This window comes from Citrobacter freundii complex sp. 2024EL-00216 (assembly GCF_043945515.1).
Lineage (GTDB): Bacteria > Pseudomonadota > Gammaproteobacteria > Enterobacterales > Enterobacteriaceae > Citrobacter > Citrobacter portucalensis.
On sequence record NZ_JBIMRA010000006.1, the window covers coordinates 215,836 to 233,163 of the forward strand.

The 17,328-nt window shown below is 54.7% G+C and carries 17 protein-coding genes and 1 tRNA gene; 7 read left to right on the forward strand and 11 right to left on the reverse strand.

Going from position 1 to position 17,328, the window contains the following annotated elements; genetic code table 11:
* Positions 1 to 12: 12 nt before the first annotated feature.
* Positions 13 to 1,176 carry a 1,3-propanediol dehydrogenase gene (dhaT, locus tag ACHHZ7_RS10265; RefSeq protein WP_003024734.1) on the reverse strand — a complete coding sequence of 388 codons (1,164 nt, stop codon included), beginning with the start codon at positions 1,174 to 1,176 and terminating at the stop codon, positions 13 to 15.
* Positions 1,177 to 1,198: 22 nt separating this feature from the next.
* Positions 1,199 to 1,627: a heme-binding protein gene (locus ACHHZ7_RS10270; RefSeq protein ID WP_003828504.1), complete on the reverse strand. Its 429-nt coding sequence runs from the start codon at positions 1,625 to 1,627 to the stop codon at positions 1,199 to 1,201.
* A 391-nt stretch (positions 1,628 to 2,018) separates the two neighbouring features.
* Here ACHHZ7_RS10270 and ACHHZ7_RS10275 point away from each other — a divergent pair, with 391 nt between their 5' ends.
* From ACHHZ7_RS10275 to ACHHZ7_RS10295, 5 genes are all read left to right on the forward strand, one after another.
* Positions 2,019 to 3,686 carry a propanediol/glycerol family dehydratase large subunit gene (locus tag ACHHZ7_RS10275; protein WP_048215504.1) on the forward strand — a complete coding sequence of 556 codons (1,668 nt, stop codon included), beginning with the start codon at positions 2,019 to 2,021 and terminating at the stop codon, positions 3,684 to 3,686.
* Between the two features lie 11 nt (positions 3,687 to 3,697).
* Positions 3,698 to 4,282 carry a propanediol/glycerol family dehydratase medium subunit gene (locus ACHHZ7_RS10280; RefSeq protein WP_008785852.1) on the forward strand — a complete coding sequence of 195 codons (585 nt, stop codon included), beginning with the start codon at positions 3,698 to 3,700 and terminating at the stop codon, positions 4,280 to 4,282.
* 2 nt (positions 4,283 to 4,284) lie between these two features.
* Complete coding sequence (locus tag ACHHZ7_RS10285) at positions 4,285 to 4,713, forward strand: diol dehydratase small subunit (RefSeq protein WP_060683168.1); 429 nt, start codon at positions 4,285 to 4,287, stop codon at positions 4,711 to 4,713.
* Positions 4,714 to 4,723: 10 nt separating this feature from the next.
* Positions 4,724 to 6,538, forward strand: coding sequence for a diol dehydratase reactivase subunit alpha (locus tag ACHHZ7_RS10290; RefSeq protein ID WP_060683169.1), 1,815 nt, complete (start codon positions 4,724 to 4,726; stop codon positions 6,536 to 6,538).
* A gap of 109 nt (positions 6,539 to 6,647) precedes the next feature.
* The gene (locus tag ACHHZ7_RS10295) at positions 6,648 to 6,971 is read left to right on the forward strand and encodes a DUF1889 family protein (protein ID WP_001573898.1); all 324 of its coding nucleotides are present in this window, start codon (positions 6,648 to 6,650) and stop codon (positions 6,969 to 6,971) included.
* 269 nt (positions 6,972 to 7,240) lie between these two features.
* Here the strand turns inward: ACHHZ7_RS10295 and ACHHZ7_RS10300 are convergent.
* Positions 7,241 to 7,316: transfer RNA gene (locus tag ACHHZ7_RS10300), tRNA-Ile, on the reverse strand.
* A 125-nt stretch (positions 7,317 to 7,441) separates the two neighbouring features.
* Between ACHHZ7_RS10300 and mug the strand changes: the two genes are divergently transcribed.
* Positions 7,442 to 7,948: a G/U mismatch-specific DNA glycosylase gene (mug, locus tag ACHHZ7_RS10305; RefSeq protein WP_008785849.1), complete on the forward strand. Its 507-nt coding sequence runs from the start codon at positions 7,442 to 7,444 to the stop codon at positions 7,946 to 7,948.
* A gap of 45 nt (positions 7,949 to 7,993) precedes the next feature.
* Here the strand turns inward: mug and rpoD are convergent, their stop codons facing one another.
* The 3 genes from rpoD to rpsU all read right to left on the reverse strand — a co-directional run bounded on the left by rpoD (position 7,994) and on the right by rpsU (position 12,204).
* Entirely contained in the window at positions 7,994 to 9,841 is a 1,848-nt protein-coding gene (rpoD, locus tag ACHHZ7_RS10310) for an RNA polymerase sigma factor RpoD (protein ID WP_003024699.1), read from the reverse strand.
* A gap of 164 nt (positions 9,842 to 10,005) precedes the next feature.
* Positions 10,006 to 11,751 carry a DNA primase gene (dnaG, locus tag ACHHZ7_RS10315; RefSeq protein WP_003828467.1) on the reverse strand — a complete coding sequence of 582 codons (1,746 nt, stop codon included), beginning with the start codon at positions 11,749 to 11,751 and terminating at the stop codon, positions 10,006 to 10,008.
* A 237-nt stretch (positions 11,752 to 11,988) separates the two neighbouring features.
* Complete coding sequence (rpsU, locus tag ACHHZ7_RS10320) at positions 11,989 to 12,204, reverse strand: 30S ribosomal protein S21 (protein WP_001144069.1); 216 nt, start codon at positions 12,202 to 12,204, stop codon at positions 11,989 to 11,991.
* Between the two features lie 236 nt (positions 12,205 to 12,440).
* On the opposite strand from rpsU, the gene tsaD reads away from it, so the two are divergent.
* A complete protein-coding gene (gene tsaD, locus ACHHZ7_RS10325; protein WP_003024694.1) occupies positions 12,441 to 13,454 on the forward strand; it encodes a tRNA (adenosine(37)-N6)-threonylcarbamoyltransferase complex transferase subunit TsaD in 1,014 nt (337 codons plus the stop codon).
* Positions 13,455 to 13,541: 87 nt separating this feature from the next.
* Here tsaD and ureG read toward each other — a convergent pair whose 3' ends face one another.
* Genes ureG through ACHHZ7_RS10350 form a run of 5 tightly spaced genes read right to left on the reverse strand, consistent with a single transcriptional unit; the run spans position 13,542 to position 17,324 of the window.
* Positions 13,542 to 14,159 (reverse strand): urease accessory protein UreG, encoded by a 618-nt coding sequence (ureG, locus tag ACHHZ7_RS10330; protein ID WP_003828463.1) that lies wholly within the window; start codon positions 14,157 to 14,159, stop codon positions 13,542 to 13,544.
* A 9-nt stretch (positions 14,160 to 14,168) separates the two neighbouring features.
* Positions 14,169 to 14,840, reverse strand: coding sequence for an urease accessory protein UreF (locus ACHHZ7_RS10335; RefSeq protein WP_060683212.1), 672 nt, complete (start codon positions 14,838 to 14,840; stop codon positions 14,169 to 14,171).
* Positions 14,840 to 15,298: an urease accessory protein UreE gene (ureE, locus tag ACHHZ7_RS10340; RefSeq protein WP_020996339.1), complete on the reverse strand. Its 459-nt coding sequence runs from the start codon at positions 15,296 to 15,298 to the stop codon at positions 14,840 to 14,842. The genes ACHHZ7_RS10335 and ureE overlap by 1 nt, the downstream gene beginning before the upstream one ends.
* Before the next feature lie 9 nt (positions 15,299 to 15,307).
* Entirely contained in the window at positions 15,308 to 17,011 is a 1,704-nt protein-coding gene (ureC, locus tag ACHHZ7_RS10345) for an urease subunit alpha (RefSeq protein WP_060683213.1), read from the reverse strand.
* Positions 17,004 to 17,324, reverse strand: coding sequence for an urease subunit beta (locus ACHHZ7_RS10350; protein WP_003828455.1), 321 nt, complete (start codon positions 17,322 to 17,324; stop codon positions 17,004 to 17,006). Before ACHHZ7_RS10350 ends, ureC begins: the two co-directional genes overlap by 8 nt.
* Positions 17,325 to 17,328 lie beyond the last annotated feature (4 nt).

Sequence of the window (17,328 nt, forward strand, 5' to 3'; positions counted from 1 at the left end):
CCCCCTGCGTTATCAGAATGCCTGACGGAAGATCTCGGCAATTTCTTTCTCGTTCCCTTTGCGCGGGTTAGAGAAGGCGTTGCCGTCCTTCAGCGCCATTTCCGCCATGTACGGGAAATCGGCTTCTTTGACGCCCAGATCGCGCAAATGCTGCGGAATGCCGATGTCAGCGGAGAGACGGGCAATGGCGTGAATGGCCAGTTCGGCGGCATCCATGGTGGAGAGTCCGTCAGTGTTTTCACCCATAAATTCTGCGATATCGGCAAATTTCTCCGGGTTAGCGATCAGGTTATAGCGCGCCACGTGCGGGAGCAGTACGGCATTCGCCACGCCGTGTGGCATGTCGTACAGACCGCCAAGCTGATGCGCCATTGCGTGAACGTAGCCGAGGTTGGCGTTGTTGAAAGCCATACCCGCCAGCAGAGAGGCGTAGGCCATGTTCTCGCGAGCTTTCAGGTTGCTGCCCAGCGCTACGGCCTGACGCAAGTTGCGTGCGATCAGGCGAATAGCCTGAATAGCGGCGGCGTCGGTGACCGGGTTGGCATCTTTGGAAATATAGGCTTCTACGGCGTGGGTCAGGGCGTCCATACCGGTCGCGGCGGTCAGCGGGGCGGGTTTGCCGAGCATCAGCAGCGGATCGTTAATGGAGACCGACGGCAGGTTACGCCAGCTGACAATCACAAACTTCACTTTGGTTTTGGTATTGGTCAGCACGCAGTGGCGGGTGACTTCGCTGGCGGTACCGGCAGTGGTATTCACCGCAACGATAGGCGGCAGCGGGTTGGTCAGGGTTTCAATCCCGGCATAGCTGTAGAGATCGCCTTCGTGAGTTGCCGCGATACCGATGCCTTTACCGCAGTCATGCGGGCTACCGCCGCCAACGGTAACGATGATATCGCAATGCTCTTTGCGAAAGACCTCCAGACCATCGCGCACGTTGGTGTCTTTGGGATTTGGCTCAACGCCGTCAAAAACCACCACGTCAATGCCCGCTTCACGTAAATGGGCGAGTGTTTTATCTACCGCACCGTCTTTAATAGCCCGCAGACCTTTATCTGTAACCAGCAGCGCTTTTTTACCGCCTAACAGTTTGCAGCGTTCGCCGACAACGGAAATAGCATTGGGGCCAAAGAAGTTCACATTTGGCACCAGGTAATCAAACATACGATAGCTCATAATATACCTTCTTAGATTTAAATTATAATTCAGAGAAACAATTCAGTGCGGTTTCTGCTAATAATCTGTCTTGTTCGACAGTGCCGCCGCTAACGCCAACGGCACCAATTAATTTACCGTTTAATATGACAGGTAAGCCGCCGCCGAAAATAACAATGCGCTGTTGGTTAGTAAGCTGCAAACCATATAGCGAAGCGCCAGGTTGTACCGCGTCGGTAATTTCATGGGTACCCTGACGCAGGCAGCAGGCGGTATACGCTTTATTAAGAGAAATATCACAGCTGGTGACAAACGCATCGTCCATGCGTTGCATTAGCAGCGTATTCCCGCCGTGATCCACCACGGAAAAGACCACCGGAACGTTGATCTCTAGCGCTTTAGCCTCAACGGCCTGCGCCATTTTTTTTGCAGCCGCCAGCGTAATGGTGGCAATTTGTTGGCTCTTATTCACAGTCTCTCCTGAAAATGTTGTAGGGCTGAGGTCACGAAACATATCGCGCAACAGCTATTTTTATCATTGGCTTTACCTTATTTTCTCGCCGCACGTTATTAAGTCAATAGGTGGGGTTTTCATAAAAATTAAATTCATTTCCCTGATTTTGCGTTTATTGATAATGATCATTTAACCTCGTCACAATTCACGATGGATATTCCTGAATTGCGTTTCAATATGGAACGATGCGTTTTTATTAGGTGCCAAATTGGAACGAAATTAATTTTATTTTTTTATTGCTTGGCTCATTTAGAGTTCGGCCATTGCTGATGAAAGGCGAATACCGGGTGTGGTGTCCCCGGCAATATGGCCCGGCGTCCCTATTTTTTACCTTTTGAGTCAATAAATCATGAGAAGATCAAAACGATTCGAAGTGCTTGCGAAGCGGCCTGTAAATCAGGATGGGCTGATTGGCGAATGGCCTGAAGAGGGGCTGATCGCCATGGAAAGCCCCTACGATCCGACGTCGTCGGTGAAGGTGGAAAATGGTCGTATTGTTGAGCTGGACGGTAAGAGCCGCGCCGAGTTCGACATGATCGACCGTTTCATTGCCGATTATGCCATTAACGTGGCCGAAGCTGAGCGCGCCATGCAGCTCGACGCGCTGGAGATCGCCAGAATGCTGGTGGATATCCACGTCAGTCGGGAAGAGATTATTGCCATTACCACCGCCATCACCCCGGCGAAAGCGGTGGAAGTGATGGCACAAATGAACGTGGTGGAGATGATGATGGCGCTACAAAAAATGCGCGCCAGACGCACTCCCTCCAACCAGTGCCACGTGACTAACCTGAAAGATAACCCGGTACAGATTGCCGCCGACGCTGCTGAAGCGGGGATCCGCGGCTTTTCCGAGCAGGAAACGACGGTCGGGATCGCCCGCTACGCGCCGTTTAACGCCCTGGCACTGCTGGTGGGTTCCCAGTGCGGTCGCCCCGGTGTGCTGACGCAATGTTCCGTTGAAGAGGCCACGGAGCTGGAGTTGGGCATGCGAGGGCTAACCAGTTATGCCGAAACGGTGTCGGTGTATGGCACAGAATCGGTGTTTACCGACGGTGATGACACGCCGTGGTCCAAAGCGTTTCTCGCCTCGGCTTATGCGTCGCGTGGTCTGAAGATGCGCTACACCTCCGGCACCGGCTCGGAAGCGCTGATGGGCTATTCCGAAAGTAAATCGATGCTTTATCTGGAGTCGCGCTGCATTTTTATCACCAAAGGCGCGGGCGTACAGGGGCTGCAAAATGGTGCGGTCAGCTGTATCGGCATGACCGGCGCAGTGCCGTCAGGGATCCGCGCGGTGCTGGCGGAAAACCTGATTGCCTCAATGCTCGACCTTGAAGTGGCCTCCGCCAATGACCAGACCTTTTCCCACTCCGATATTCGCCGTACTGCCCGCACCCTGATGCAGATGCTGCCGGGTACCGACTTTATTTTCTCCGGTTACAGTGCGGTACCCAACTACGACAACATGTTTGCCGGGTCGAACTTCGACGCTGAAGATTTCGATGATTACAACATTCTGCAACGCGATCTGATGGTTGACGGCGGTCTGCGTCCGGTCACGGAAGAGGAAACCATCGCCATTCGCAATAAGGCCGCACGCGCCATTCAGGCAGTGTTCCGCGAACTGGGCCTGCCGCTGATTAGCGATGAAGAAGTCGAAGCTGCTACTTATGCTCACGGCAGCAAAGATATGCCTGCGCGTAATGTAGTTGAGGATTTGGCTGCCGTGGAAGAGATGATGAAGCGCAATATCACCGGGCTGGATATCGTCGGCGCGTTGAGTTGCAGCGGCTTCGAAGATATCGCCAGCAATATCCTCAACATGCTGAGACAGCGTGTTACCGGTGATTACCTGCAAACGTCGGCCATTCTGGATCGCCAGTTCGACGTCGTCAGCGCCGTCAACGACATCAATGATTATCAGGGACCTGGTACCGGCTATCGCATCAGTGCCGAACGCTGGGCGGAAATTAAAAATATTGCGGGCGTGGTTCAGCCCGGCTCAATTGAATAAGGCGGTACACCGTGGAATGCACAACTGAACGTAAGCCGGTTTTCACCTTACAGGTGAGCGAAGGCGAGGCGGCTAACGCGGATGAGCGCGTGGATGAGGTGGTGATTGGCGTCGGCCCGGCCTTTGATAAGTATCAGCATAAAACCTTGATTGATATGCCGCACAACGCGATTTTGAAAGAGCTGGTTGCTGGCATCGAAGAAGAGGGACTGCATGCGCGAGTAGTGAGGATCCTGCGCACCTCGGATGTTTCTTTTATGGCATGGGATGCGGCAAATCTCAGCGGCTCAGGCATTGGGATTGGTATCCAGTCGAAAGGAACCACGGTGATTCATCAGCGCGATCTGCTGCCGCTAAGTAACCTGGAACTGTTTTCTCAGGCTCCGCTGCTGACGCTGGAAACCTATCGTCAGATTGGTAAAAACGCCGCACGCTATGCACGCAAAGAGTCGCCTTCGCCGGTGCCAGTGGTCAATGACCAGATGGTGCGCCCTAAATTTATGGCCAAGGCCGCGCTGTTTCATATCAAAGAAACCAAACACGTGGTGCAGGATGCCGCGCCTGTCACGTTGCATATTGCACTGGTAAGGGAATGACCATGAACGACAACATCATGACCGCGCAGGATTACCCATTAGCCACCCGCTGCCCGGAGAAAATCCAGACGCCTACCGGCAAGCTGCTAACCGACATTACCCTTGAGAATGTGCTGGCGGGCCGCGTAGGGCCGCAGGATGTGCGTATTTCTCAGCAAACGCTGGAGTACCAGGCGCAGATTGCCGAGCAGATGCAGCGTCATGCCGTGGCGCGCAATTTTCGTCGTGCGGCAGAACTGATTGCGATCCCGGATGCCCGCATTCTGGAGATCTACAACGCACTGAGGCCGTTTCGTTCTTCGTTCGCCGAGTTGCAGGCCATTGCCGATGAACTGGAACACACCTGGCACGCCACGGTGAACGCCGGGTTTGTCCGCGAATCGGCAGAGGTATACCAGCAGAGAAATAAGCTGCGTAAAGGCAGTCAGTGACGGAGGCAGCATGCCGTTAATTGCAGGGATCGATATCGGCAACGCCACCACCGAAGTGGCGTTGGCGCAGGATGGCCGGTTTATCGGCAGCGGGATTGTCGCCACGACCGGGATGAAAGGCACGCGGGAGAATATCGCCGGGGTGGTCGCGTCCCTGCAGCAGGCGCTGGATAAAACGCCGTGGTCGCTGCAGGATGTGGCAAAAATCTGCATCAACGAGGCCGCGCCGGTGATTGGCGATGTGGCGATGGAAACCATCACTGAAACCATCATTACCGAATCAACGATGATTGGCCATAACCCGCAAACGCCCGGCGGCGTTGGCGTGGGCATGGGAACCACCATCGCCGTGGAGAAGTTGGCGGCGTTGGGTGAGGATCGATTTGCCCAGGGCTGGATACCGTTGGTGGGTGAGGAGATGGATTTCCTTGAGGCGGTTTGGTTTATCAATGAAGCGCTGGATCGCGGCGTCAACGTGGTGGCGGCCATCCTGAAAAAAGATGATGGCGTGCTGGTGAATAATCGCCTGCATCGGCCAATACCGGTGGTTGATGAAGTCACTCTACTGGAGAAGGTGCCGGAAGGCGTGCTGGCGGCGGTGGAAGTGGCGGCCCCGGGACAGGTGGTGCGGGTGCTGTCGAATCCTTACGGTATCGCAACCTTCTTTGCCCTGACCCCTGAGGAAACACAAACTATTGTCCCCATCGCCAGAGCGCTGATTGGCAACCGTTCCGCTGTGGTGCTGAAAACCCCGCAGGGCGATGTGCGATCAAGAGTGATCCCGGCGGGTAAGATCTTTATCCGTGGTGAAAAGCGTGGCGGTGAAGCCGACGTAGCGCAAGGCGCTCAGGCCATTATGCAGGCGATGAGCGCCTGTGCGCCCGTGTGCGATATTCGCGGTGAAGCAGGTACGCACGCAGGCGGCATGCTGGAGCGGGTGCGTAAGGTGATGGCCTCGCTGACCGGTCATGACATGAACACGGTGCATATTCAGGATCTATTGGCGGTCGATACATTTATTCCGCGCAAGGTGCAGGGCGGCATCGCCGGAGAGTGTTCAATGGAGAACGCCGTGGGCATTGCGGCGATGGTGAAAGCCGATCGTTTACAGATGCAGGCCATCGCCAGTGAGCTGAGCGCCCGGTTAAACACTCTGGTTGAGGTGGGCGGCGTAGAGGCCAACATGGCCGTGGCGGGGGCGTTAACTACGCCCGGATGCGCCGCACCGCTGGCGATCCTCGACTTAGGCGCAGGATCTACCGATGCCGCCGTCATCAATAGCGACGGCGTAGTGAAAGCGGTACATCTGGCCGGCGCGGGGAATATGGTCAGCCTGTTGATTCAAACGGAGCTCGGCTTAAGCGATGCATTTCTGGCGGAGGAAATTAAAAAATACCCGCTGGCAAAAGTGGAGAGCCTGTTCAGCATTCGCCATGAGAACGGCGCGGTGGAGTTTTTCCGCGAACCGCTCAGTCCGTCAGTATTCGCCAAAGTGGTGTATCTGAAAGAGGGTGAGCTGATCCCGGTAGATAACCAGACCTCGCTGGAAAAAATCCGTCTGGTGCGCCGACAGGCTAAAGAGAAGGTTTTTGTGACCAACTGCCTGCGCGCGTTACGCCAGGTGTCACCCGGTGGCTCTATTCGCGATATGACTTTTGTGGTGCTGGTAGGCGGTTCTTCGCTGGATTTCGAAATCCCGCAGATGATCACCGATGCGCTGGCGCATTACGGCGTTGTCGCCGGGCAGGGCAATATTCGAGGTACCGAAGGGCCGCGTAATGCGGTGGCTACCGGACTGGTTTTAGCCGGAGAAGCAAAAAAATAGCGCAGAAAACAGCCGCGTAAGCGTTTAGCTGCGGGGTAAGTCAAATAAAGGCGATGTTCTCTTTGATATCCCGGCGGAGTTGGGTACATAGTATAAATGTGTCTCTCACGTGGTTAATTTTAAGGATAAGAGCATGCCAACAGCAATTGAGAAAGCATTGGATTTTATTGGTGGTATGAACACTTCGGCGTCAGTACCACATTCAATGGATGAAAGTACCGCTAAGGGAATCTTAAAGTATTTGCATGACTTAGGTGTGCCAGCAAGTCCGGAAGTTGTGATGGCACGGGGTGAGCAAGAGGGATGGAATCCCGAGTTCACGAAAAAAGTGGCCGGATGGGCAGAAAAAGTCGCCTCCGGTAACCGCATCCTTATCAAGAACCCAGAGTATTTTTCAACCTATATGCAGGAGCAGCTCAAAGAGCTAGTGTGAGCTGACTATCGAATTAAACTCTAACGGACGTTTCCATCCCAGGATGGCGGCGTCCAGATGGGGTTGCCATTAACATGCTGTTTTCTGAACAGGTGTATCGCGTAAATAGCTTTAGCCCCCGCCAGCCATGTTCTTCTGTGCACTCATTCAACATATTGATGCAAGTAAGTATTGATTTGTTCCAGGGCAAACTCTTTTTTGCTACATGCCAATTTCTACGGAATACCCATAAAAAAAGGACCTGCGATTTCTCGCAAGTCCTTGATATTTGGTGGCCCCTGCTGGACTTGAACCAGCGACCAAGCGATTATGAGTCGCCTGCTCTAACCACTGAGCTAAGGGGCCGTGGCGGTGGATTATAAAGTAACTCCGCGTTGCAATCCAGACATAAGCGTACGGATGCTGTTTTTATAAACAATGTATTTTCAGTCCGTTATACTGGTTCCTCTGATGTATTGTTCGGAGTAATTATGGTTAAGGACATACTGGCACCGGAGCTGCGGGTGGTGTTTTGCGGCATCAATCCGGGGCTTTCTTCCGCAGGTACAGGATTCCCCTTTGCGCACCCCGCTAATCGCTTCTGGAAGGTTATCCATCAGGCGGGATTTACCGATCGCCAGCTTAAACCTGAAGAGGCACAGCACCTGCTGGACTTCCGCTGCGGCGTGACTAAGTTTGTCGACAGACCAACGGTACAAGCCAATGAAGTGAAGCTACAAGAGATGCGTAGCGGCGGTCGTCTGCTTATTGAGAAAATAGAAGAGTATCAGCCAGCCGCGCTCGCTATCCTTGGGAAGCAGGCATTTGAGCAGGGGCTTAGCCAGCGTGGGGCGCAGTGGGGAAAACAGACGCTGACCATTGGCGCGACGCAGATTTGGGTATTGCCGAATCCCAGCGGATTGAGCCGGATTACACTGGATAAGCTGGTGGAGGCGTATCGCGAGTTGGATGATGCGCTGGTCATGCGCGGGATGTAAAGAAAAACGCCACCTTGCGGTGGCGTTTGAACTTATACGGCGAGATTAATCGTCGAGGAAGCTACGCAGTACTTCAGAGCGGCTCGGGTGGCGCAGTTTACGCAGCGCCTTCGCTTCGATCTGACGGATACGTTCGCGGGTAACGTCGAACTGTTTACCCACTTCTTCCAGCGTGTGGTCGGTGTTCATATCGATACCGAAACGCATACGCAGAACTTTCGCTTCACGGGCGGTCAGACCAGCCAGAACGTCGTGCGTTGCGGCACGCAGGCTCTCGGTGGTCGCAGAGTCCAGCGGCAGCTCGAGGGTGGTATCCTCGATGAAATCACCCAGATGCGAATCTTCATCGTCGCCGATTGGCGTTTCCATGGAGATAGGCTCTTTAGCGATCTTCAGCACTTTACGGATCTTGTCTTCCGGCATCAGCATGCGCTCAGCCAGTTCTTCTGGCGTCGGCTCGCGGCCCATCTCTTGCAGCATCTGACGGGAGATACGGTTGAGCTTGTTGATAGTCTCAATCATATGTACCGGGATACGGATGGTACGCGCCTGATCCGCGATCGAACGGGTGATCGCCTGACGGATCCACCAGGTTGCATAGGTGGAGAACTTGTAACCACGACGGTATTCAAACTTATCAACAGCTTTCATCAGACCGATGTTACCTTCCTGAATCAGATCCAGGAACTGCAGGCCACGGTTGGTGTATTTTTTAGCGATAGAGATAACCAGACGTAAGTTCGCTTCAACCATCTCTTTTTTCGCACGGCGTGCTTTCGCTTCACCGATGGACATGCGACGGTTGATATCTTTAACCTGCTCGATGGTCAGGCCGGTTTCTTCTTCAATCTGCTGCAGTTTCTGCAGGCCGCGGTGAACGTCATCTGCCACGTCGTGCAGTTTTTCAGACCACGGTTTGTTCATCGCGATTGCCGCGTTGAACCAGGTTTCACTGGTTTCGTTGCCAGTGAACAGGGTGATGAAGTTTTTCTTCGGCATTTTGCACTGCTCAACGCAGAGCTTCATGATCAGACGTTCCTGAGTACGCACGCGGTCCATCATGACGCGCATGCTGTTTACCAGGTAGTCGAACTGCTTCGGCACCAGGCGGAACTGTTTGAACACTTCGGACAGCTTCTGAATTTCTTCCTGCGCGGCAGCATGGCTGCGGCCTTTCGCTTTGATGGTGTCGCGAGTGATTTCGTACTGAGTACGCAGTTCACCGAATTTTTCACGCGCTAACTCAGGGTCGATGCTGTTGTCATCATCGCTGCTGTCGTCGTCGCCATCTTCTTCATCTTCGTCTTCATCGTCATCCATCTCTTCCTGAGAGAGTTCAGAACCGACGTGGGTCGCCGTTGGCGCCATGTCTTCTTCCGCATTTGGATCGACAAAGCCAGTGATCAGATCGGAAAGACGTGCTTCTTCAGCTTCTACGCGATCGTACTGCTCAAGCAGGTAGGTGATAGCTTCCGGGTATTCGGCAACGGAGCATTGAACCTGGTTAATCCCGTCTTCGATGCGTTTAGCGATGTCGATTTCGCCTTCGCGGGTTAACAGTTCAACGGTACCCATTTCACGCATGTACATGCGGACCGGGTCAGTCGTACGACCGATTTCGGACTCAACGCTGGACAGAACCTGGGCAGCCGCTTCTTCCGCGTCTTCATCGGTGCTGTTGGAGGTTTCAGCAAGCAGCAGATCATCGGCATCAGGTGCTTCTTCCATCACCTGAATACCCATGTCATTGATCATTTGGATGATGTCTTCGATTTGATCTGAATCGACGATATCTTCCGGCAGATGGTCATTGACCTCGGCATAGGTCAGATAGCCTTGCTCCTTACCACGTTGGACAAGAAGCTTCAGCTGTGACTGCGGGTTTTGCTCCATAAGACGGTATCCACACTTAATTCGTTTGATTGGTGTTGGGCGGTAAAACCGCCAACGGCAAAACGAGGGCATACTTATATTTTGCCGCTGCCTCTCCGTGCGGCTGTCGGGGGCTTCCCGATCGATATTCGGCAGTTAAGCCGTTAAATACTTTTGTCTTTCTCTTATTTCTTGGCCAGTTCCTGGTTCAGTGTCCAGAGTTCCCGGCGTTCTTCGCTGCTTAAACCGTGTGTGCGCTCACGAGCTATCAACTCTTCCTGGCGCAGTTCAAGCATCGAATCAAACATATGGTTGAGTGAGTCGGTGAAGGTTTTTTCCGCGATATCTTTATCTGCTATATCGTCCCACATCGACAGTTTTTCAAGGGTCGCAGCATCATTTGTGCCACGGTAGTGTTCTAAAAGTTGCCCGGTGGTCAGACCTGGCTGAGCCAGACAAGTGTTGACCAGTTCTCTGAATAAGCCAAGTCCAGGCAGCTTATTACTATCCAGTGCGCCTAACGGTGGAACCAGCGGGGCGAGGCCCGGGTTCTGTACCAGCAACCCTATAAGTATACGCATGGTCGTACGTTTTAGCTGTGGAACAGGGCGGGAAGCCCCATTTTCTGCCAGTTTAGGCATTAAACGTTCAAGCTGGCTGTCATCCAGAATGCCGAGCTTGTTTCCCAACTCCTGTCGCAGGTAAATGCGCAACGTTTCGCCTGGTACCTGAGTAATCAGCGGTAATGCCAGCGTACTGAGCTGTGCGCGTCCGTCCGGGGTACTCAAATCCACCTGCGGCAGCAGGCTGTTAAATAAAAACGCGGAGAGCGGCAGCGCCTGCTCCATCCGGGCTTCAAAGGCCTCTTTCCCTTCTTTACGCACCAGCGTATCGGGGTCTTCGCCGTCAGGTAAAAACATGAAGCGTAGCTGGCGTCCGTCTGTCATATAGGGCAGTGCGGTTTCCAGCGCGCGCCATGCTGCGTCACGTCCTGCTCGGTCGCCGTCGTAACAGCAAATTACGTTGTTCGTCGCGCGGAACAACAGTTGGATGTGATCGGCAGTAGTTGACGTCCCTAGGGATGCCACGGCGTAGTTAATGCCGTATTGCGCCAGCGCCACCACATCCATATAGCCTTCTACCACTAACAGGCGCTGTGGATCGGCGTTATCCTGCTGGGCTTCATAAAGGCCATACAGCTGGCGGCCTTTATGGAAAATATCGGTTTCCGGGGAGTTCAGATATTTCGGCAGGGCATCGCCCAGCACGCGTCCACCAAAACCAATGACTCGACCACGTTTGTCGCGAATGGGGAACATCACCCGTTCGCGGAAGCGATCGTAACTGCGTCCCTGATCGTTGGTGACCAACATCCCCGCATCGACCAGCGATTTGCGATTCTCAGCATTGCCGCCAAACCGTTTCAGGACGTTGTCCCAGCCGGGGGGCGCAAAACCAATAGCAAAACGGGTGATAACGTCGCTACTTAATCCTCGCTTTTCCAGGTACTGGCGCGCAGGGGTAGCGGCGGGCTGCATCAAAGACTGTTGATAAAAAGTGTTCAGGCCGTCCATCAATTGATAAAGGCTTTGCCGTTGATGGCGCTCTATCTGACTGGGGCCACTGCCTGCTTCATAGGGCACTTCGAGGTTGTGCATTGCGGCCAGTTCTTCGACGGTTTCCACAAACTCGAGCTTGTCGTAGTTCATGAGAAAGTCGACGGCGTTGCCATGCGCGCCACACCCAAAGCAGTGATAAAACTGTTTTTCACCGTTTACGGTGAAAGAGGGGGTTTTTTCGTTATGGAACGGACAGCACGCGTGATAATTTTTGCCCTGCTTTTTCAGCTTTACCCGCGCGTCGATGAGATCGACGATGTCGGTTCTTGCCAGCAGGTCATTGATAAAAACGCGAGGAATTCGTCCAGCCATAAGCCCCTGTTTTTTGATGACTCATATACACAAAATCATTCAGGATGCATCAAGGCGGCAAGGAAGCGAATCCTCAGGAGCGTACAGCAGTACGTGACTGGGGTGAGCGACTACAGCCAACACTGAGGCAGCTTGAATGATGACGTGTATAAACGAAAATAAGCCGCGCATTCCTTCCGGAAGCACGGCCTTACAACTACAACTCAGTCTGAATTGAGAGCTTTGGCTCTCAATGGATTAGTACAGACGAGTACGGCGTGCGTTTTCGCGAGCCAGTTTCTTCGCGTGACGTTTCACAGCAGAAGCTTTAGCGCGCTTACGTTCGGTAGTCGGTTTTTCATAGAACTCACGACGACGAACTTCCGCCAGAACACCTGCTTTTTCGCATGAACGCTTGAAGCGACGCAGTGCTACGTCGAACGGCTCGTTTTCACGTACTTTAATTACCGGCATGTAACTCTCACCTTTAATAAATTCGGTTTGCCGCTGGCATCAACGCCAGCTTATTTCAAAATGGTGCGGAATTTTACTGCAATTGCTGCTGCTTTGTAAAGCACCGACGCGATTTTGAAAGGGACTTTTATAAGGACAAGGAGTATACACGAGCCGAACTCCTGGGGCGAACAAAGTTTTACATCAACCCGCATTGGTCCTACACTGCGCGGTAATAGAGCGAGGTAAAACAAGTCATGCGTGTACTGGGTATTGAAACATCCTGCGATGAAACCGGCATCGCCATTTACGACGATGAAAAAGGTCTTTTAGCCAACCAATTGTATAGTCAGGTGAAATTACATGCTGACTACGGCGGCGTAGTGCCTGAACTGGCCTCGCGCGATCACGTACGTAAAACCGTACCGTTGATCCAGGCCGCGCTGAAAGAAGCGGGACTGACGGCAAAAGAGATCGATGCGGTGGCGTATACCGCAGGTCCTGGTCTGGTTGGTGCGCTGCTGGTTGGTGCAACCGTAGGACGTTCGCTGGCGTTCGCCTGGGGCGTACCGGCAATTCCTGTGCACCACATGGAAGGGCATCTGCTGGCGCCAATGCTGGAAGATAATCCCCCTGCGTTCCCGTTCGTCGCGCTGCTGGTTTCCGGCGGTCACACGCAGCTGATCAGCGTCACCGGTATCGGTCAGTATGAATTGCTGGGCGAATCGATTGATGATGCTGCCGGTGAAGCGTTCGACAAAACCGCCAAGCTGCTGGGGCTGGATTATCCTGGTGGCCCAATGCTGTCAAAGCTGGCATCACAAGGCGTTGAAAAACGTTTTGTCTTCCCGCGTCCGATGACTGACCGTCCGGGGCTGGATTTCAGTTTCTCAGGTCTGAAAACCTTCGCTGCGAATACCATTCGTAATAACGAAAATGACGATCAGACCCGCGCTGATATCGCCCGTGCGTTTGAAGACGCGGTAGTTGATACGCTGATGATCAAGTGCAAACGCGCGCTGGACCAAACCGGTTTTAAACGTCTGGTGATGGCGGGGGGCGTGAGTGCGAACCGTACGCTGCGCGCAAAACTGGCCGAGATGATGCAAAAACGTCGTGGCGAAGTGTTTTACGCGCGTCCGGAATTTTGTACCGATAACGGGGCGATGATCGCCTACGCGGGCATGGTGCGCTTTAAAGCGGGTGCAACGGCGGATCTTGGCGTGACCGTGCGTCCACGCTGGCCGCTGGCGGAATTACCGGCAGCATAAGTTTTTTTGCCCGGTAGAGCTGCGTTTACCGGGCTTACAAAACCGTAGACCGGGTCAGGCGAATCCGCCGCCCGGCGATAGCTCTCACTACATCCGCAACATTCCTTTCTCTTCCAGAAACGCGATAATTTTTTCCAGGCCTTCTCCAGATTTTAAATTACTAAACGTCCATGGACGCTCGCCGCGCATGCGCAAGGTATCGCGCTCCATCACCTCCAGCGATGCGCCGACGTAAGGGGCAAGATCGGTTTTATTGATCACCAGAAAATCGGATTTGGTGATCCCCGGACCACCTTTACGCGGGATCTTCTCGCCTTCAGCAACATCGATCACATAGATCGTCAGATCTGCGAGTTCCGGGCTGAAGGTGGCGCTCAGGTTATCGCCGCCGCTTTCCACAAAAATCAGATCCAGATTGCCGAATTTCTCGCTCAGCGCTTCTACGGCGGCCAGATTCATCGACGCATCTTCGCGGATGGCGGTATGCGGGCAGCCACCGGTTTCCACGCCGACGATCCTCTCTGGCTCCAGTGCGCCCGCCTCGGTGAGAATGCGCTGATCTTCTTTGGTGTAGATATCGTTGGTCACCACCGCCAACTGATAGCTGCTGCGCATGGCTTTGCATAACGCTTCCAGCAGCGCCGTTTTGCCCGAGCCAACCGGGCCGCCAACGCCCACACGCAGGGGATGCTTGTAGTTACTCATTTTTTCTCCTCAGGAGCGGAATAATCGGGAATATTGGGTTTCATGCCGGGCAGACGCGATAGCGGCCAACGGCGTTGCGGAGCCGAGGCTGGTGTCAGGACACGTCAGCGCCTGTGCCAAACCCTGCGCATAGCGATCGCAGAGCGCAATAATCAAACGCTGGGCCGCCTGTTGTCCAAAAGGAACCAGCTTGACGCCAGCCATGACAGCGCTCTCAATCCAGCTGTAGCCGAGGCTTAACGCCAGCTCCGTCAGCGGAATTTTCCAGCGCACGCCCAGCCAGGCCATGCCGCAGAGTTGGCTGTCGACAAAGAGGGTGCGCCATTCTCGCGAGCAATCCGACTCCCAGTCGGTGACCAGCCGCGTAAACGCCGCACCCCGACTGCGTTCTTCATCCCGCAGTTCGCGGGTTTCGCGACAGGCCAGCAGGTAAGCGCTCCAGCGGCGTGCTGCGTCGAGATCGTCCTGCTCGCAGGCGCGATACAGTCTCGCCAGCAGCGGTAGGTCAACGGTAAAAAAGTTCTGCTCCATCTGCTGGATTTGCCAGGCAGAGAAGTCATCGACGCTTTTCACCCAGCCGATTTCCACCGCCCACTCCAGACCCTGGGACCAGGTAAATGACCCTACCGGGAGCGCGCTGCTGGCGAGCTGCATCAGACGTAGCTGTTGGCTGTTATGCATCAGTGCGCATGGCCGTGGTGATGCCCGTGTGATTCACTGGCATAAGCGCCTGCTTCAGGTTCAAACGGCAACTGGGCGAACGTCACCTCAAGGTTGAACTGGCGCAGCATGTCGTCCAGCACATGATCGTGATGGTAACGCAGTTCATCAGGCAGGATTTGCAGCGGAACGTGGCGATTACCGAGGTGATAACAGGCTTTGGCGAGCAGGAAAGGATCGGCGCAGCGCACCACGGAAACCGACTCCGGTGCGGCGATCACTTCGATCACTTCGCTGCCATCTTCGGTACTTAGCAGATCGCCACCGCGCAGCAGCAAACCACGCGGTAGCATTAGCCCGGCTTCGCGACCGTCGTTCAGTGCTACCCTGGCACGACTTTTTACCCGGACATCAATGGGCAGCGTGACGCTTGCAGTAACGCGGTGAGCGTGGTCAAGGCGTTGGGTCAGATAGATCATCGTCACTCCTCAAAACAGAAAATAGCGTTGCGCCATCGGCAAAACATCTGCCGATTCGCTGGTGATAAGTTCGCCATCAATACGCACCTCGTAAGTCTGAGCATCGACGGTGATATTGGGTTGCAGGCCGTTGTGGATCATGTCGACCTTTTTCACCGTCCGACAGCCTTTGACGACGGCGATAGCGCTTTGCAGATTGAGCTGCTGCGGGATGTTTTGCGCGTCAGCGGCCTGCGAAATAAAGGTCAGCCGGGTGTGGTGCCGCGCCGCGCCAAGCGCGCCGAACATCATGCGGTAATGCACCGGCTGCGGGGTGGGGATCGAGGCGTTGATATCGCCCATTGGCGCGCAGGCAATCATCCCGCCCTTGACGATCGTCGCCGGTTTTACGCCAAAAAAGGCGGGCGACCACAGCACCAGATCGGCCAGTTTGCCAGGCTCAACGGAGCCGACTTCATGGGCGATACCGTGGGTTAATGCCGGGTTGATGGTGTATTTGGCGACGTAGCGTTTAACGCGCAGGTTGTCGTTGTCACCGGTTTCTTCTGCCAACGGGCCACGCTGAACCTTCATGCGGTGCGCCACCTGCCAGGTACGCAGGATCACTTCGCCCACGCGCCCCATCGCCTGTGAGTCGGACGAGGTCAGGGAAAACGCGCCAATGTCATGCAGCACATCTTCGGCAGCGATTGTTTCCCGGCGAATGCGGGATTCGGCAAAGGCCACGTCTTCGGCGATATCCGGATCGAGGTGGTGGCAAACCATCAGCATGTCGAGATGCTCGTCGATGGTGTTGACGGTATAGGGCAGCGTCGGATTCGTGGAGGAGGGCAGAATATTCGGATGCGCGCAGGCGGTGATGATATCCGGCGCATGGCCGCCGCCCGCGCCTTCAGTGTGAAAGGTATGAATGGTGCGATCGCCAATCGCCGCCAGCGTATCTTCAACGAATCCGGACTCGTTGAGCGTATCGCTGTGCAGCGCGACCTGGATGTCCATCTCGTCGGCCACAGTCAGCGCGCAGTCGATAGCGGCAGGCGTGGCGCCCCAGTCTTCATGGATTTTCAGGCCAATTGCACCCGCGCTGATTTGCTCGCGCAAGGCGTCTGGGTTTGAGCCATTACCTTTGCCCAGTAAACCGATGTTAACCGGCAACGCATCTGCCGCCTGCAGCATGCGCGCGATGTACCAGGGGCCCGGTGTGCAGGTGGTGGCGTTGGTTCCTGCGGCCGGACCGGTGCCGCCGCCGATCATCGTCGTCACGCCAGAAACCAGCGCCTCCTGCGCCTGCTGTGGGCAAATCCAGTGAATATGCGTATCCACGCCGCCCGCAGTGACGATCTTACCTTCCCCAGCGATGACTTCAGTTCCTACGCCTATCGGGATCGTGACGTTGGGTTGAATATCGGGATTACCTGCTTTGCCGATGGCGAAGATCCTGCCGTTTTTGATGCCGATATCCGCTTTCACGATCCCCCAGTGATCGACGATCAGCGCGTTGGTTATCACCAGATCCACGCATGCATCGGCGCGCATTTGTCCCTGGCCCATGCCGTCGCGGATCACTTTTCCGCCGCCGAATTTGACCTCTTCGCCGTAGGTGGTGAAGTCTTGTTCCACCTCGATCCACAGGTCGGTATCCGCCAGGCGCACTTTATCGCCGGTGGTTGGGCCAAACATGTCGGCGTATGCCTGCCGGGAAATGTCACTCATTATCTGCCTCCAGTGCGCCCATCACTTCGCTGCGAAAACCCACGATCCTTTGTGCACCGGCAACGCGCACCAGTTCGACTTCGCGTTTTTGTCCCGGCTCAAAACGTACTGCCGTGCCCGCAGCAATGTTCAGACGAAAACCGCGTGCAGCCAGCCTGTCAAAGCGCAGCGCCGGGTTCACTTCGTAAAAGTGATAGTGCGATCCCACCTGGATGGGTCTGTCGCCATGATTTTCCACCACGATCGTGCAGATCTCCCGCCCTTGATTAAGCGCAATATTGCCTTTTGCGATCTGATATTCACCTGGGATCATTGCT

What these genes read in the sequence shown, in the direction of transcription:
- dhaT (WP_003024734.1), bottom strand. Translation starts at nt 1,176, where the DNA reads ATGAGCTATCGTATGTTTGATTACCTGGTGCCAAATGTGAACTTCTTT.
- ACHHZ7_RS10275 (WP_048215504.1), top strand. Translation starts at nt 2,019, where the DNA reads ATGAGAAGATCAAAACGATTCGAAGTGCTTGCGAAGCGGCCTGTAAAT.
- ACHHZ7_RS10285 (WP_060683168.1), top strand. Translation starts at nt 4,285, where the DNA reads ATGAACGACAACATCATGACCGCGCAGGATTACCCATTAGCCACCCGC.
- ACHHZ7_RS10290 (WP_060683169.1), top strand. Translation starts at nt 4,724, where the DNA reads ATGCCGTTAATTGCAGGGATCGATATCGGCAACGCCACCACCGAAGTG.
- mug (WP_008785849.1), top strand. Translation starts at nt 7,442, where the DNA reads ATGGTTAAGGACATACTGGCACCGGAGCTGCGGGTGGTGTTTTGCGGC.
- rpoD (WP_003024699.1), bottom strand. Translation starts at nt 9,841, where the DNA reads ATGGAGCAAAACCCGCAGTCACAGCTGAAGCTTCTTGTCCAACGTGGT.
- dnaG (WP_003828467.1), bottom strand. Translation starts at nt 11,751, where the DNA reads ATGGCTGGACGAATTCCTCGCGTTTTTATCAATGACCTGCTGGCAAGA.
- rpsU (WP_001144069.1), bottom strand. Translation starts at nt 12,204, where the DNA reads ATGCCGGTAATTAAAGTACGTGAAAACGAGCCGTTCGACGTAGCACTG.
- tsaD (WP_003024694.1), top strand. Translation starts at nt 12,441, where the DNA reads ATGCGTGTACTGGGTATTGAAACATCCTGCGATGAAACCGGCATCGCC.
- ureG (WP_003828463.1), bottom strand. Translation starts at nt 14,159, where the DNA reads ATGAGTAACTACAAGCATCCCCTGCGTGTGGGCGTTGGCGGCCCGGTT.
- ACHHZ7_RS10335 (WP_060683212.1), bottom strand. Translation starts at nt 14,840, where the DNA reads ATGCATAACAGCCAACAGCTACGTCTGATGCAGCTCGCCAGCAGCGCG.
- ureE (WP_020996339.1), bottom strand. Translation starts at nt 15,298, where the DNA reads ATGATCTATCTGACCCAACGCCTTGACCACGCTCACCGCGTTACTGCA.
- ureC (WP_060683213.1), bottom strand. Translation starts at nt 17,011, where the DNA reads ATGAGTGACATTTCCCGGCAGGCATACGCCGACATGTTTGGCCCAACC.
- ACHHZ7_RS10350 (WP_003828455.1), bottom strand. Translation starts at nt 17,324, where the DNA reads ATGATCCCAGGTGAATATCAGATCGCAAAAGGCAATATTGCGCTTAAT.